Origin of the sequence: Ensifer sp. B1-9 (assembly GCF_050474445.1) — a bacterium.
Classification (GTDB): domain Bacteria; phylum Pseudomonadota; class Alphaproteobacteria; order Rhizobiales; family Rhizobiaceae; genus Ensifer.
Window position 1 is genome coordinate 11742 of record NZ_JBCHVG010000027.1, and the last position, 16208, is coordinate 27949.

Here is a 16208-nt window from a genome sequence, read left to right on the forward strand (position 1 = left end):
GTCAGGCTTCCTGCTCGATCCAGAACGTATCGGTCTTGTAAACACCAAAATAGCAGGTGGGATCGAAGCCGTAGAGCGCCGTTTCCGGCACATTCCGAAGCTTATTCGCCACGAGGATCGGTTGTAGCGAGGCGTTTACGATACCGATCGAGAAGACCTGGTCTGTGTAAATCGACAGCATGCGGGTCCAAATCTCCGTACGCTCGGCATCTTCAGCCGAATGCCGCCAGCGCTGCAACAACTCCGTCAGTTCGACTGCGGCCGGAAGATCCGGCGGCTGGCCCATTTCGCCATGGGACAGGTAGTTGAGCCCCCAGACCGGCCACTGCAGCTGGTCGTCGGCGGTCGGCGCCAACTGCCCCGGGTTCATGCCCGGGGTGGGAACGCCGTTGTCGAGGCCGAACCACATCGACATGATGATTTCGCCGCCTACGGCTCGGCTGCGGAACGTGTCGCGCTGCGAAGTGCGGATGAAAAGGGATATCCCGATCTTTTGCCAGTAGTCGGTAATGAGCTGCAGCACGTCCGTTTCGAGCGTGCTTTCACCCGCGGTTTCCACGACGATTTGCGCGGCCCGGCCGTCGGGCAGGATGCGAATGCCGTCACTGCCGCGTTGGGTAAGCCCCACCTCGTCCAGCAGCGCATTGGCCTGGGCCGGATCGTGGGCGATCCAGGCGCTGGCGAATTCCGGACGGAAGAGCGGGCTATCCTGCAGGACCGTGTCGGCGCTCTCCTTGGTCAGGCCGTAGAAGACTGCCTTGTTGATCTCGGTGCGGTCGATTGCAAGCGAGAGCGCGCGGCGAACGCGCACGTCCTGCAGAAGCGAGCGCCAGACCGTGTCGGAGCAGTTGAGATTCGGCAAGAGCGCCAGACGCGAGCCTTGCGTCTTCTTCCACAGCAGCACCTTCACCGGATACCGCTTCTCGGAATCCTTGAGGAAGGTATAGTCGACGAAATCGATACCCGTCGCCTGCAAATCGCTTTCGCCCGTTCCGGTCTTTGCCGGAATCAGCGCCGGCGAGCTGACGTTGAGTACGAACTTGTCGATATAGGGAAGCTGTAATCCGTTCTCGTCGACGCGGTGGAAATAGGGGTTGCGCTCAAAGACGAACTGTTCTGCCGGAAGCGGCGTGGTGTTGCGCCATGGATCGAGCGTCGGAAGGTCGGGGTTTTCAGGGCGATAGGAGCGAGCCATGCGCATATGGAGCTGGCTCCATTTCTTGACGCGCTGCTCCTTCATCAAAGCCTTGAGCTTGTCTTCTTCCTGATATTTCTCATGGAACTGCTTGAGATAGGCGGAGGGCATCGCCACCACCAGCGGCTGCGGTGCCGCGAGCTTCTGCAGGAAGTCCGGGTTCGGCGTCGACCAGGTATAGCGAACGGTTCGCTCGTCGATGACTTCGAACTTTCCTGCTTCGCCGTCCATGACGAGCGCAGTCGGCAATCCGGCGGGACTCAGCTTCTCGTTGTTGAGGACATCGTCCCAGCAATAGCGGAAGTCCTCGGCCGTCAGTGGTGTTCCGTCGGACCACTTGTGCCCTTCCCTCAAATGGAAGGTGAAGATGCGGTCCTCGACCGTCTCGTAGCTTTCGAGCACGTCCGCTTCGAGCTTCAACGTTTCGTCATAGCCGACCAGTCGGGCATAGCCGTAGACGGTCATCAGCCGGATGTCCTTGGCGCTGCCGATGATCATCGTCACAACGCCACCATGCTTGCCGGGTTTGCGCCCCAACGCCGCGACGTTGATGACGCGCGGTATCTTAGGCAAGCGCTCGCTAAGCGGCGGGAGCTTGCCTTCGGCAATCAGCTTTTCCAGAAACGCCGGCTCACCGGCAGCAGCCAAGAGCCGCATGGGAAACGCCACGGTTGCAAGCAATGCCAGTACAGTTCGGCGGGTGATCATGGCCGTAACTCCCTTGCATCCACCGACCGGCGCGCCAGTACGAAGTGGTCGCCACCGAGATCTGCGGGGGTGAGCGTGTCGCCGCCGTCGTCGTCACGGAATTGCGGTCCCCAGCGCCGCATATCCGATCCTTCGCTGTCCTTCAGCCTGTCGAAATCGAGCTGCCGGTCGAGATCCGGATAGGGAACGGCCGCCAACAGCGACTTGGTATAGGGATGCACCGGCTTGCGCATCAGCACCTCGCGCGGAGCGAGCTCGACGATGCGACCGGCGCACATGACCGCGATGCGGTCCGCCATATAGTCCACGACTGCGAGGTTGTGCGAAATGAACAGGCAGGTCAGCCCCAGTTCCTTTTGCAGATCCTTGAGAAGGTTGAGAATTTGCGCCTGGACCGAAACGTCGAGCGCTGAAACCGGTTCGTCACAGATCAACAGTTCCGGTACCAGTGCGAGAGCCCGGGCAATGCCGATACGCTGACGCTGACCGCCGGAGAAGCTGTGCGGGTAACGGTTTATGAAACGCTGGTCCAGACCCACCGCCTGCAACAGCGAACGCACCGTCTCGACACGCGATTTCGCCGTCCCGCGCCCGTGAATCTCCAGCGGCTCGCTGAGGATGTTCTTGACCGTCATGCGCGGGGAAAGCGACGAAACCGGATCCTGGAAGACCATCTGGATTTTCGAGCGCAATGCCTGGAGATCGTCGCCCTGCGCCTTCAAGACATCGACGGGACCTTCGCCGTTGTCGAAGATCACCGATCCGCCATCGGGTGTCACCGCCCGCATGAGGATCTTGCTGACGGTCGTCTTGCCGCAGCCGCTCTCGCCGACGAGACCAAGACATTCGCCACGGCGGATGTCGAAGCTGACGTCGTCAACGGCGCGATGCAGCGTGCTCTCCCCGCCGCCGAACCACGAAGACTTTCGCGTTCCGTAAGTCTTCGAAACATTGCGGACAGACAAGAGGACGTCCGGACCGGCCCGTCGGTCGGCTGCCGAGCTCCCAAGCAGCGTGCCCGCCTTGACCGGGACTTCGCGCAGCGCCTTCAACCGCTCGCCGGGCTTCATGTCGAAATGGGGAACGGCCGCCATCAGCCCCTTGAGATAGGGGTGCTGCGGATTGCGGAAGATCGCCTCGACGGGACCTGCTTCGACGATCTGCCCGTGATAGATCACCACAACCTCGTCCGCCATGTTGGCGACAACACCGAGGTCGTGGGTAATCAGCAGCATCGCCATATTGAGCTTCACCTGAAGCTCGCGCAGAAGTTTCAGGATCTGTGCCTGTACCGTGACGTCAAGCGCGGTCGTCGGCTCGTCGGCGATCAACAGGGCAGGCCGACAGATCAGTGCCATGGCGATCATCGCGCGCTGGCGCATCCCGCCGGAAAGCTCGAACGGATACATCTCGTAGGCGCGCTTCGGATTGGCGAAGCCGACATAGCCGAGCAGTTCCTCGGTCCGCGCACGGCGCTCGGCCTTTTCCGCATCCGTGTGGATTTTCAGCACTTCGGAAATCTGGTTTCCGATCGTATGGAGCGGCGACAGCGACGTCATCGGCTCCTGAAAGATCTTGCTGATGCGCGTACCGCGTAGTGCGCGTATTTCCTCACCTTCCCGCTCCAGCGAGAGCAGGTCGATCGGCTTTGCCGCCGTGGCGGGGTCGTTGAACAAAATTTTGCCGCCAACCCTCGCGACGTTGGGCAAAATGCCCATTACCGCTTGGCTGATGGCCGACTTTCCCGATCCCGACTCGCCGACGAGAGCCGTAACCTTCCCGGGCAAAATCCTGAAATTCGCGTTATTGACGGCTTGAACTTCGCCGCCGAGCACCGAGAATGTGATCCGCAGACCTTCAACTCGAAGCAGGTCCGCCCCAGATGTCATCGCAGCACGCTTCCCTCATCGCTTTTTATCCGCCGCCTCTAAAAAAAGACTAGCGCAGCTTCAGAGGGCTGTCCAGCAGGGCCGACTGCAACCACAGCATTGCCCCGTGCATTCAGTTGGTTAGAGCGCAGGGCACGCCCCGCCCTTCAACACGTCGGAGCAATTCGGCGAGCGACGGAAGTCGTCATAAAACAGCGTCCAATCCGTCCTGTCGGCCGCACGGTAGGGGCCGAACTTGAAGTATTGGTTCTTGCCGAGCCCCTTGTCGTCGTGGCCGACATGCCCCGTTACCGTGACGATCGGCTTGTCATTGGCGAACAGTTCGATGCGTCCGGTTCCATTGGCGCCCGGCAGCGTGTAGACCGCGAAGTCGATCCAGCCGGATTTCGGGTCGGGCAGCGGGTTGCCGTGGCTCGTCACCTTGATGGCATCCGTGCAGGCATTGAACAGACTGCCGTCCTCCAGTTTCCAGTTGCTGTCGGCAGCAACCAGCATGCGCATCTGGTTGACGCTCGGCCGCCCCCACACAGGGATCTCGCCCGGCTTGCAGTTCGCAGGCGTGCCTTCCGGTCCGGATGAGAGCGGCGCGATGTAATTCGTCTCCACTGTGACGAAGAGCTTGCCCGCCTCGAGGCGCAAGGCAAGGAACGGGCTGAAGTCGCCTTCGGCGCCGGGATCGATCTCACGCTTCCATTGGGCGATCAGATAGCGATGATCCTCGCTGGGGATCGGATCGGCGAATTTGACCGCGAATCCATACCAGACGCCCTGGTCATAGGGCACGCGAAGCGCCGTCTTCTCCCAGATCTCGGCTCGCTCGCTGCAACCGTCAAGCGAGTCGGGACAGGTCGGAACGACACTCAGTTTGAGCGCGCCCTTTCCGGTATGCGTGACCTGGTTTTGAAATTCGACCGTGCCGGCGCTCTGCTCGAAATTCTCGCGATAGTAGAGCCCACCTTCGGGCGCGAAATTCTGTCCCTCGAAGCCGTCTGACAGTTTGGCTTCCCATGGTTGCGCCATCGCGGCCCCGGCCATTGCGATGCTGGCGGCGACAAACACGACTCGGAACATTCTTCCCCCTTATTGAAGCATCTTGTCGATAAGGCCGCGCGGCGGCTGTAGCGGACGAGTATTGCGATGAAGCAACATGACATGCTCCGCCTCGGAAAGTCCATCCTGCAACACATCGTCAAAGCGCTCGTCTGTCCTGGCAAGCAACGCCGCATCGTTGGGGTAGAGAATCGTGAATTTTTGCCGGACTCCACGCAGTTTTTCCTGGCCGAGAGCCGTCCAATCACCGCCGCAGTAGTTTACGAAGGCCTCACTGGCAACAACGCTATGCGCATATTTCTTGGTGAGGTTCTGCAACCGCTGCACTTCATTGACGGCCGAGCCGAAAGCGGAAAAGGTCAACCGGTCGCGCAAGCCGACATTGCCGAACATCACGTTGCCGACATGCAGCCCGATGCCGTAGCCAATCGGATCGCGCGCTTGCTTGCGCCTTTCGCCGTTCAACATCTCCATGCGCGCCGTTGCTGCGCGCACGGCGGAAAAAGCCTCGCGGGCAGCAAATTCGGAGGGCTCCTTGTGACGGCCGCACGGATAGACGGCAATGAACCCATCGCCGACGAAGCTCAGTATATGGCCACCATTGCGGTTGAAGGGCGCGGCAATGGCATCGAAATAGGTGTTCAGCGTCTCGATATAGGACTGTCGACCTTCCTTTTCCGCCAGCATCGTCGAACGGCGCATGTCGGCCATGACCAGGATCGCGCGCACCGTTTCGCCGTCGCCGCGGCGGACCTGACCGCTCATCACGCGCCGACCGGCACTGGAGCCGAGATAGGTGGTCAACATGTTGTCGGCGAGTTTTCCAAGTACCGCCATCTTGGCAGCGACCGCGAGATGATGCTGCAGCTTCAGCAAGGCGCCGATCACATCGTCGGTGAAACCGCCATGACGATCCGTCGTCCAGGAACCGACCATGCCGTGACCGGAATCGGCGCCGAGCGACTGCATGAAGGCCAGATAGTCGGTGGCCCCCATCTCCTTGAGATCGTCGAAGATCGGGAACTCGGACGGGGTATCCTGATAGATGCGCCGCCGGACATGCTCGAGATTGTTGTTGAGCAGATAATAATAGGGGCTCTGGAGGAACCGCTCCGGATTGAGCGCCAGCTCTTCGTGCCGAAGGCCGCTGACCTCGACGCCCTTGCCGCGGATCCAGGTAAAACCAAGCGCATCATAGAGCGGATGCAGCATCGAAAAGGACAGATGAACGCGCATCAGCGGCAGGCCGGCGGCGGCGAGCCGCTCGCAGAAGCCTTTGACGATCGTCTCCAGTGGAGCGTCGCTCAGCGATGTCCGCATCAGCCAGTCGGCAACCTTGTCGATGAGGATTTCGGATACGTTGTCGTTCGTCGGGGCCATTTCGCGTCCTCACCATGACAGACCGTCCCGCGTCAGCATCCGGAGACGACGAACGCCCCGGCAAAGTGCCGGTTCATGTTCGCGGGGGGATGATGATGAGCCGTGCCCGTTAAGAAAATGCTCCAGCCGATTCCGGCGTCGATGACGTGCAGGCACCCGGAATGCGGCACTTATATGTTGCAGATATTGATCCCACCCGCCGATTTCCAGAGGCGCGACAAAGTTTTTCTCGCACGAAGAATTGATAGCCGGCTCAAGGGCCTGAACGCAGGCGTGATGCAGTGCCTCGCTTGACTTGCCGCTTGTTTCTCTCCAACAAACCACGACATGTTCGCGCGGGCGCCACCGCCCGCCCACGAGATCCGGAAAAACCAACTTGACCTCACCTCATTACGAAAGCCTGCTCTCGTCCATCTCCGCCTTGAGCGCCAGGGTTGGTGTCATCGGTCTCGGCTATGTCGGCCTGCCGCTCGCCATCGCCGCTGCTCGCGCGGGCTTCGCCGTCACCGGCTTCGACATTGACCCGACCAAGATCGTCGCGCTCGACGCGGGTAAATCCTACATCGCCGCCGTATCGGACGCAGCGCTTGCGAAAGAGAGCAGTGCCGGCCGCTTCCACTCGACCACGGACTTTCAAAAGCTGGCGGACTGCGACGTCATCATCATCTGCGTGCCGACGCCGCTCACCAAACACCGTGACCCGGATCTTTCCTTCGTCGAGAAGACGTCACGGGCGATCACTGCGACCCTTAGGCCCGCACAACTCGTCGTCCTGGAATCGACCACCTATCCCGGAACGACCGACGGCGTCGTGCGCACCATCCTCGAAGAGACCGGCCTCAAATCGGGCAGCGATTTCTTCGTCGGCTTTTCGCCGGAGCGTGAAGATCCCGGCAACCCGACGTACGAAACCGTCAGCATTCCGAAAGTCGTCGCCGGCGACGGACCGCAGGCTTCGGCGTTGATGGAGCGGTTCTACGCAGCCGTGGTGAAGACCGTGGTGCCGGTCTCCTCCAACGCCACGGCGGAGGCGGTGAAACTGACCGAGAACATTTTCCGCTCGGTGAACATCGCCCTCGTCAACGAATTGAAGATCGTCTACGAGGCGATGGGCATCGACGTCTGGGAAGTAATCGAGGCGGCGAAGACCAAGCCGTTCGGCTACATGCCCTTCTACCCCGGCCCGGGGCTTGGCGGTCACTGCATACCGATCGATCCGTTCTATCTCACCTGGAAGTCGCGGGAATACGAACTGCCGACGCGCTTCATCGAACTTGCCGGCGAGATCAATTCGGCCATGCCCCGTCACGTGGTCAGCCGCCTTGCCGAGGCGCTCGACCGCAAGGCTGGCAAGGCGCTCAGCCGTTCCAACGTCCTCGTCGTCGGCCTCGCCTACAAGAAGAATGTTCCGGATATTCGCGAAAGCCCGTCGCTGCGCCTGATCGAATTGATCGAGGAGCGCGGGGGCCGCACTGCCTATCATGACCCCTACGTCGCCGAAATCCCGCCGACACGCGAACATGGCGCCCTGAAGGGCCGGCGTTCGGTCCCGCTCGACCCGCAAACGGTCGCGGCGTTCGATGCGGTGCTGATTGCCACCGACCACGACCGGGTGGACTACGCCGCCCTTGCCGGTTCCGCGTCGCTCATCGTCGATACGCGCAACGTCTTCTACCGCAACGGCTTGACCGGCGACCACATCGTCAAGGCCTAGCGCGCCCTCGCCCAGCAAGGGCGGCAAATCGGGCGTTGCTAGGCGTTGTCTGCGCGCACCAGCGCGGCCTTGAGCTTGCTTGCCGCCACCGCATAGCCGCCCGACGCGCCGTCGACGAAATGCATGTGATCCCGTGTCATCGGCGTCGGCACGATGCAGGTCATCAGCGCCGAGTCCTGTTGATGCAGGCCATAGTGCCCGACACCCGCTGCCTCGGCCTGCCTTAGCCGTGTCTCGATCCGTCCGAGCCGTTCGGCACTGATGTCGATCGTCATTTTCAGCCCATCATCGAATTTGCGGAAATCCGTGTTGTCGGCGAGATCGCGCCGGTAGCGGCCCGTGTCGAATGACCCAAGATTCCAGCCCATCCTGAGGCAGACGAACAACACCAGCGTCTGCACGGTGATGAAGCAACGGGCGAAGAAGCGTCGTCCTTTCGGTGCCACCGCCCGCGTCTCGGCATCGATCCCCTTGAAGGAGAACCGCGGCTTCGGCCCGAGTTCAGGAACCGGATGGCCGTTACGCTCCTCCTCGTCGGCCAAAGCGACAATATCGGCGATCAGCGACTGGAACTCTGCTCCATTGCCCTTCGGTCCGGGCACGGCGATGATCGACGCAATGGTGCCATGGCGGGACTCGATCGGGTTCCAGCGACAGGAAAGCCCGGTCAGATCAGGCCGGCTGCCAGGCGCCGCGGCACCGACGGAATAGCGTCCCGCCTTCATCGCCGCATCGGCCCAACTGGCGCCGCCGCCCGCAAACATCGCATAGGAAACCTCTTCGCTCGCCTTGAAGCGGGCGACACGCATGTCGAGGCCGTTTGCGCGGATATCGCTGACCGGCACCAGGGCGGCGCGCAAGTCGAGCCCGAGTTCCTCCGCCACCCAGGTCTTCACGGCCGCAAGCGCGTCACGGGCGCGGTCCTGCATTGGTGCCGGCAGCGCGGCGAGTGCGCCGTCCCCCCCGAAAACAAAGGGCATCGACTTTTCTTCGAGCGCGTTCATCAACGCCGAAATGACACTGGCGCCTGCCATATTCACAGTTTTGTAGCGGCCTTCGGCGATCGCGCCGGTGGAGTTGACGATGTCGGCAACAGCAAGAATCCAGCTGTCCGGCAGCGGGCGATAGTTCGCCTCGTCCGCGACCCCTTCGAACGCATCGAAAAGAGGTACGCTGTCGTAGAACCGCCCGTCTGCTGTCTCAACCATGCGTGACCTGTTCCCTACGTTACTGCGTTCGATAGACAATCCACGTAAGAGCGCAACAAAAAGTTTCATAGGCAGTTGCCAAGGACCTCGCAATCTGTCCCGCGTCCCCGCTGCAATGCGGTTCCGTCGGGCGATTTCCAGTCGGGCGCTCTTGGCGACGCTAAGGTTACTTTCCAAATAATAACCCATGGCATTGCAGGGGTATGGCCATCTGTGCTTGTTTAACAGTCACACAAGGATCAAAATGACCCGAGCGTGCGTAGTGAAGCCGAAACTGAATGCGTGACGACAACTTTCGAGTGCGGTTCTGGGGCGTAAGAGGAAGTTTGCCGGTATCCGGCCAACAATACGTCGCCTATGGGGGAAATACATCCTGCATCGAAATTCGATGCGGCAAGGACGTTTTGCTCTTCGATGCGGGGTCTGGGCTGCGCGAAGCCGGTTACTCGCTGATCGCCGAGGGCGTCGACCGGTTCGACCTTTTCTTCACCCACAGCCACTATGACCACATCATCGGCCTTCCTTATTTCAAGCCGATCTACAAGTGTCAGAACTCGGTACGCTTCTGGTCCGGCCACCTGCACGGCAGCATGACCACCAAGGAAATGATCCGCGACTTCATGCGCCCGCCATGGTTCCCGGTGGACCCGGATATCTGTCAGGCAAGTCTCGACGGCATGGATTTCAAGCCCGGTGACGTGCTGACGCCGCGCGAAGGGATAACGATCCGCACAACAAGTCTCAATCATCCGGGCGGCTGCGTCGGCTACCGCGTCGAATGGAACGGCCGCGCCGTCGCTCTCGTCTACGACACCGAGCACGAGCCCGGCATTCTCGATCCTGGTGTTCTCGAACTGATCGCCGGCTGTGATCTGATGGTCTACGACTGCACCTATCTCGAGAGCGAGATGGACCATTTTCAGGGCTATGGACACTCGACCGGCATGCATGGCGCCCGGCTGGCGATGGCTGCCGGGGTCAAGCAGCTCGCCATGTTCCATCATGATCCGTCCCGCACCGACGAGGCGCTTGCCGCAATGGAGCGTGACGTTCGCGCCACCTTCGCCGGCGCCTTTGCCGCCCGCGACGGACAGATCATCGACCTGTAACGTCGGCGCCGGCAAGCCAGCGACAGGCAGGATGTCTGCCGGTCGCAGTGAAGAGCTTTTCGAGGAACGCCCATACTCCCTCGTCATGAACCAAGTGATGCGTCAGCACGCCGATCGTGCGGCCCTTCTGGTCCGCTCTCTCCTCGACATCGCCCGACACTTGCCGAAGCCTCGCGAGGATGTCGGCGACGATCAGGCCATGGTCGCGGCAGCCGCGTGTCCCGCGCCAGTCCATCACGTCGACATGCGTGTTGACGAGCCTGAACGGTGACGGCTTTTCCGGCCCGAAGATCGAGAGCGCCTTGAAACCGATATCGGGCAAGCCGTCGAGAAGGGCCGGATCGATCCGGTTCCACGGCGGGACGAGCATCGGCACGAAGCTGCCAGGGAAAAGCGTCTGCAGGCGGCTATAGCCGAGCCCGAGTTCGTGGAGCACCGTGGCGCGCGGCCTGTGTGCGCCGAGCTCCTGCTTCTTTTCCTCAGGCGGCGCGTGATTGCGGTGCGCCCAACCGTGCACCGCAATGCTGACACGTTCGAGCCCGTCGAGACGGCGCGCGAGCGCATCGCCGGCCTGGGCCGGAGGAACGGCCAGAACCACCGGAAGTGCATGTCGGTCGACCAGCGACAGCAGGCGATCGAGTGCCGGCGTCGGCTCGGCTGCGTCGTCGTCACGCAGCCAGAAATCCACCTGCCGCCCCGACGCCGCAACGCGATCGAGTTCCGCAGCAAGGCGCCGCCAATGGATTTCTTCGCTCATACAGGCCTCTCCAGGAATTCATCGAAAATCGAGCGAAGCCGTCGAGCGGCTGCCGGAAACGAGCGCTCCTTAAGAACGAACCGCCGGGCGGCTGCGCCCAATCGCCGTCGGCGCGCCGGGCTCTCGATCAGGTATCGCATCGCCGCCGCATAGGCATCGATATCCCCGTCAGGCGTCAGCAACCCGGTCTCACCGTGCCTCACGACCTCGGGCACGCCGGCCGTTCGCTGGGCAACGACCGGCAGGCCGGCCGCCTGCGCTTCGAGATAAGCAAGCCCGTAGGCCTCGCCGCAACCGGGCCATAGGTAGAGATCACTGCCTGCAAGAATTTGCGGGAGCTCGGCCGCAGCCTTTTCGCCAAGCCACACCAACCGGTCCGGAGGTAAGGCCGCGAAGGCTTCTCTGACCACCTCCCGGCAGGGCCCGTCGCCGACGATCGTCAAGGTCCACGTGCCTGCGGTAACGCGCATCAGCGCCTGCGCCAGCATGCGGTAGCTGTCCATCTTGTCGCCGCTGCGCATCATCGCGACCACGACCATCCGGCAACCGGCATCGGCCCGTGGCTTGCTTTCAATAAACGGTGCCGCGTCGATGAACGGCGCAAGCATCGCGTGGCGGCACGAAGGCGCCGCTTCAAGAAGACCGTCGCGGTCGCGGTGTGTCAGGCAGATATTGACGGCCGCCTGCGAGATGGCCGCAAGAACATGGCGCTGGGCAATGGCCCGGATACCCTCGTTCCGCCGCATCGAATAGGACGCTTCCGCCGTCACATAGGGAATGGAAAATTCGTCCGCGAGCCCTGGCCCGAGAAGGTCCGGCGCCTTGTAATAGGGGTGGTAGCAGAACCAGAGATCGGGCGCGCCCTCGCTCCGCCACAGTGCCCGAAGGCGCGCGGCGTCGGCGTCCGCCGCGAGCTCCAGTTCGCGAAAATCCTGAACAGATGGCGTCGCCATGAAGCTGCGCAAGTCCGATGCAATCGCAACCTCGTGCCCACCAATCCGAAGGGCCGCGATCAGCATGCGCGCCATCAGCCGGTCGCCTGACGGCACCGGATGATCGGGGGATTTCAGCGGTGCATAAAAAGCGATCTTCATCGGCAGCGAGCTATCGTGCCTCCATGCGAGACTGTCAACCAACCGAGCCCGGCACGCACCCTGGGTTCATCAATCAATCGGCAAATCATAGTAGTCGCGCCGGATAAGTTTCAGCGTGCGATCCGGCTGAATGACATAGGTCTCCTGAACGAAACTGTTGCCGCTCATGAAGCGGTGCGGGACGATGCTGCCCACGGGCGCCTTCGTCAGTTTCGTCCGCGGCTGGCCACCGTAGGTGATGCTGCCCGGGATCGGCTCTATGTCTGGCGTCGTACAGCCGGCGAGCGTCAGAACGAAAAGGCAAAGAAGGGCTGCCGATCGTCTCACAGGCGTATTGATATTCCCCGCGACCATTTCGAAATCTCCACTTCCGGCGAACGCGTGCGCCGCACCTATGGCGCGGTGGCCGCCGCCTTGTTTTCAACTTTCACCGTGGCCGCGTCAGCGTCATGGGCCTCGAGCAGGCTGTAGGCGACAAAGTATTTGTAGATGTTGCTGACATATTGAACCGTCTCGCGCCCAACGATCGCGGCGGCGGCATTTTCGACATTGCCGAACCACAGGTTTGGGTCGAGCCCCATATCCTTGGCCTTTGACCGGAACTTGCGAAGGTTTCCAGGCCCGGCATTGTAGGCTGCGAAGGCAAACAGCAACTGGTCTCGCGGGGTCACGGCCGGGTCGTTGATATAGGTATCTACGAGGAAGCGCAGATACTTCGATCCGGCTTCGACATTCAGGTTCGCGTCCTTGTCGATGCCGTGAATGTTGACCGCCTTGTCCGCTGCGGTCGACGGCAAGAGCTGCATGATGCCGACCGCACCGCGACGGCTGCGGCGCGACTGATCGAGTTGCGATTCCTGGTAACCTTGCGCCATCAGCATCAGGTGGTCGAAGGAATAGGTGCTGCCGTGCTTGTGGAAGATCTCGACGAGCTGCTTGAAACGTTCGACGTCGTCAGGCGCATAGGCGCGCTTCAGCATCTTGTCACCCTTGTAATAGGTGTTTTTCAGGATATTGCCAAACGTCGTTCCGACCCGGTGCGTCTGGACGAAATTGTCGAGCACGGCCTTGAGCTTCGGGCTGTCCTTGCGGATCGCCCAGGCGATTTCACCGTGACTGGACACAACGATGTCCTCCCGCACCTTGAGCTCGGTGAAGACCGTCGACCAGATGTTCGCCTTGTACATGTCGACGACCGTCCACGGCAGCAGGCCGGCATTGATCATCTCCAGGACGTCCTCGTCCTCGAGGTTCTCGTCCATGTCCTTCAACGCAATTGGCGTACGGCCGGACTTTTCGAAACCTGCACTAAGCGCCGCCAGGTGTTCGTAATAGCTGCTCGAGCGGCGCACGTGGATTTCCCGTCCACTCAGGTCTTCAAGGCTCGCAACTGCCGGCGCGGACGGGCCGGAGACGAGAACCTCCTTTGCTTCCTCATAGAGCGGCGCCGTGAAATCGACCTTAGCAAGCCGGGTTTCGGTGATCGTCAGGTTCGCCATGACGATATCGCCGAGCCCGTCTTCCAGCGCGGATAGAAGCTTCGCTCGTGGCATCGGTATGAAACCGACGCGGATCTTGTCGATCTGCTTCTTGCGGCCCTTGTTGAGTTCGTTTTCGAGCGCCGTCCCGAATTCAACAGCCGTGCCCAATTGCTGGCCGCGGTCGATGAAGTAGATCGTCTTGCTGAACGGCACGATGATGCGGATTATCCGCCTCTTTTCCATCCCGTCGAAATCGTCCTTGTGCGGAACGAACATCGAGCGGACGAATTGCTCGCTCGATTGCGCCAAGGCGCTGCCGCCCGCGAAGATCACGAACAGCAATACCCCCAATAGAACGCGTTTCATGGGAGGCCTCCCCTGCCCCTGGAAACCTGTCGGCGAAACCCTATTCCTCTGGCGGGCCCCCCTCCCCGAGGGCTGCAGCGGCATTCTTCTTGGCGATAGCGTCGCGGGTAGCGGCAGCGGCCGCAGCAGACTGCTGCTGCTCGTCGCCGGCCACCTGTACCGTCGGCGAGGCGAAGTTGATGCCGTTTTCCTTGAAGGCCTCCTTGATCATGACCTGCGCCCGGCGTCTGACCTGGGTCTGGTTGCCCGGCTTCGTCTTCATGGCGAAGCTCAAGGTCATTCCATAGTCGCCAAAATTCTCGACACCCTTCATCTTGACCGTTTCCAGGATCAGCGGCCCGATATCCGGATCCTCGAGCAACTTGGCGCCGATGCCCTTCACCAGCTTCTTCACCTTGGCGACGTCGGCATCGAACGAGACATTGATCAGGAACTTGTCGATCACCCAATCACGGCTCATGTTCTGCACCGCGCCGAGCGAGCCGAAAGGCACGGTAAAGACCGGGCCGCGGTGATGGCGGAGTTTGACGGAGCGAATGCTGAAGGATTCGACCGTACCCTTGTAGCTGCCGCTCTGGATGTATTCGCCGATGCGGAAGGCGTCGTCCATCATGTAGAAGATGCCGCTGATGACGTCCTTGACGAGCGTTTGCGAGCCGAAGCCGATAGCCACGCCGAAGACACCGGCACCGGCAATCAGCGGGCCGATTTCCACGCCGAGGCCGGAGAGCACCATCAGCACCGCCACGATAGCGATGAAGGCCGCGAGAAAATTGCGCAGGATCGGCAGCAATGTCATCAGACGGGTATTGCGGGCGCGCTCGGCCGGGTCCTCGGTCGCGTGATTGGCCTGCTTGACGCGCAGATTGATGAAGCCCTTCACGAGCTGCCAGATGAGGTCTGCCGCCAGCAGAATGACGATACCAGCGAGCGCCCCGCGAACCACCCGATTGAAGGCGTCGTCATGCATCATCGCCGTGGCACTGACCTTGAAGATTAGCGCCAGCCAGCCGGCCGCCAGAGCGATGACGAGCAGCCTCGCGCCGCGCTCGATGAAGATATTGCGCATCACACGCGTGTCGTCTTCGGCAGACGAATCCAGCATCGTCTTGGTGAAGGCGCTGGTGAAGCGCAGCAACGGCGGTATGCCGATCACGTAGAGGCCGATCCAGAACAGCACGTCCATCCCTGCGACCCACAGCATCCATAGCACGACGAGAAAGGCCACCAGCAGGATATTTCCGACGATGCGACGCGAGCCGACGACGTTACCGGTGGGCCGGCGCACCACCGTCAAGATCCCGAGCGCCAGGACCACCAGGCCAAGAGCGGCGGCAATGAGATCGTGCACGTCAGCGGGAATGGAAAGAGCCAGCATCGCATCGCCAACACCCCAGACCAGCGCAGCAGCGCCGATCAGCCACAGGCTGTGCCGGTGCCAGAAGCGGGCATCGTCCGCCGTCAGCGACATGTAGCCGACCCGTCCATCTGCCCCCTCCTCGCTTGCCGGTCCGCCGGTCAGCACAGCCGCGGCGATGATCATCAGCAGGCGGGCGCCGATCCAGGCGCCGAGCAACGGCGCGATCGTCGTCTCCAGCCGCGGCGGCCAATCGGCGATCGCAAGCACCGACATGCTGGCGGCCGCGAAAACGATGAGCGGCAGGACCCGTGTCAGTATCGTTCGGGCCGGCCCGGTCAGGACCGCACCCTGCAGGCTGCGCTTTAGCACCCAACGCAGCAGATACTCGGCGCCGTAGCCGATCAGCAGAATGAAGAAGAAGCCTTTGAGGATCGGAGCGGCGCCGTGGTTTTCCATGTCGCCGGCCAGGCGATCCCGTGCGGCTTGCATTTCCGGGAGAACACGCGGCACCGCATTGGTGATGCCCGTCAGGTGGCGCCTGATTTCAGCCGTCCACCGGGCAACGATCCCCGTCGCAGGCGCCTCGGTCGCCGTCGCGGCAGGTGCCTGTTTCGTCGAAAGCCACTGCTTCACTTCGGGGTCGTCGAGAAGCTGGATCAGTTGCTGGACCTTGGCGGGCGGCGCTGCGGGCGCCGCTTCCTGCGCGAACCCCTTGGAAACGGGACCGAAGACAATCGAAAGGAACACAAGAAGCCCGATGACCGGCCCCAGAAAACGATGCGACGACCCGATACAGCCCATTCTTACCACCCCCACTGATCGTGCCGGTCCCCCGACCGGCACGATTCTCAGCTTTTTCAAATGCTAACATACCTATAGGCGGTTCTGCCAACGCCC

General features: G+C 61.6%; 12 protein-coding genes. 2 read left to right on the plus strand and 10 right to left on the minus strand.

Going from position 1 to position 16208, the window contains the following annotated elements; translation table 11 throughout:
- Position 1: 1 nt before the first annotated feature.
- The 4 genes from ACQ5BM_RS32585 to ACQ5BM_RS32600 all read right to left on the minus strand — a co-directional run bounded on the left by ACQ5BM_RS32585 (position 2) and on the right by ACQ5BM_RS32600 (position 6222).
- Positions 2 to 1903, minus strand: coding sequence for an ABC transporter substrate-binding protein (locus tag ACQ5BM_RS32585; protein WP_429820092.1), 1902 nt, complete (start codon positions 1901 to 1903; stop codon positions 2 to 4).
- Positions 1900 to 3792: an ABC transporter ATP-binding protein gene (locus tag ACQ5BM_RS32590; protein ID WP_429820094.1), complete on the minus strand. Its 1893-nt coding sequence runs from the start codon at positions 3790 to 3792 to the stop codon at positions 1900 to 1902. Before ACQ5BM_RS32590 ends, ACQ5BM_RS32585 begins: the two co-directional genes overlap by 4 nt.
- A gap of 120 nt (positions 3793 to 3912) precedes the next feature.
- Positions 3913 to 4863 (minus strand): polysaccharide lyase, encoded by a 951-nt coding sequence (locus ACQ5BM_RS32595; protein ID WP_429820096.1) that lies wholly within the window; start codon positions 4861 to 4863, stop codon positions 3913 to 3915.
- Positions 4864 to 4872: 9 nt separating this feature from the next.
- Complete coding sequence (locus ACQ5BM_RS32600) at positions 4873 to 6222, minus strand: adenylate/guanylate cyclase domain-containing protein (protein WP_429820099.1); 1350 nt, start codon at positions 6220 to 6222, stop codon at positions 4873 to 4875.
- Between the two features lie 376 nt (positions 6223 to 6598).
- Between ACQ5BM_RS32600 and ACQ5BM_RS32605 the strand changes: the two genes are divergently transcribed.
- On the plus strand, positions 6599 to 7936 hold the full coding sequence (locus tag ACQ5BM_RS32605; protein WP_429820101.1) for a nucleotide sugar dehydrogenase: 1338 nt from the start codon (positions 6599 to 6601) through the stop codon (positions 7934 to 7936).
- A 38-nt stretch (positions 7937 to 7974) separates the two neighbouring features.
- Here ACQ5BM_RS32605 and ACQ5BM_RS32610 read toward each other — a convergent pair whose 3' ends face one another.
- The gene (locus tag ACQ5BM_RS32610; protein ID WP_429820104.1) at positions 7975 to 9144 is read right to left on the minus strand and encodes a DUF3095 domain-containing protein; all 1170 of its coding nucleotides are present in this window, start codon (positions 9142 to 9144) and stop codon (positions 7975 to 7977) included.
- Between the two features lie 278 nt (positions 9145 to 9422).
- On the opposite strand from ACQ5BM_RS32610, the gene ACQ5BM_RS32615 reads away from it, so the two are divergent.
- Complete coding sequence (locus ACQ5BM_RS32615) at positions 9423 to 10253, plus strand: MBL fold metallo-hydrolase (RefSeq protein WP_429820106.1); 831 nt, start codon at positions 9423 to 9425, stop codon at positions 10251 to 10253.
- Here ACQ5BM_RS32615 and ACQ5BM_RS32620 read toward each other — a convergent pair.
- From ACQ5BM_RS32620 to ACQ5BM_RS32640, 5 genes are all read right to left on the minus strand, one after another.
- On the minus strand, positions 10240 to 11010 hold the full coding sequence (locus ACQ5BM_RS32620; protein ID WP_429820108.1) for a polysaccharide deacetylase family protein: 771 nt from the start codon (positions 11008 to 11010) through the stop codon (positions 10240 to 10242). The genes ACQ5BM_RS32615 and ACQ5BM_RS32620 overlap by 14 nt on opposite strands.
- Positions 11007 to 12104: a glycosyltransferase family 4 protein gene (locus ACQ5BM_RS32625; protein WP_429820110.1), complete on the minus strand. Its 1098-nt coding sequence runs from the start codon at positions 12102 to 12104 to the stop codon at positions 11007 to 11009. Before ACQ5BM_RS32625 ends, ACQ5BM_RS32620 begins: the two co-directional genes overlap by 4 nt.
- Before the next feature lie 69 nt (positions 12105 to 12173).
- Positions 12174 to 12458 (minus strand): hypothetical protein, encoded by a 285-nt coding sequence (locus ACQ5BM_RS32630; protein WP_429820112.1) that lies wholly within the window; start codon positions 12456 to 12458, stop codon positions 12174 to 12176.
- 38 nt (positions 12459 to 12496) lie between these two features.
- Positions 12497 to 13951 (minus strand): transglycosylase SLT domain-containing protein, encoded by a 1455-nt coding sequence (locus ACQ5BM_RS32635; RefSeq protein WP_429820114.1) that lies wholly within the window; start codon positions 13949 to 13951, stop codon positions 12497 to 12499.
- Between the two features lie 40 nt (positions 13952 to 13991).
- Positions 13992 to 16112 (minus strand): mechanosensitive ion channel domain-containing protein, encoded by a 2121-nt coding sequence (locus tag ACQ5BM_RS32640; protein ID WP_429820116.1) that lies wholly within the window; start codon positions 16110 to 16112, stop codon positions 13992 to 13994.
- Positions 16113 to 16208: the final 96 nt, after the last annotated feature.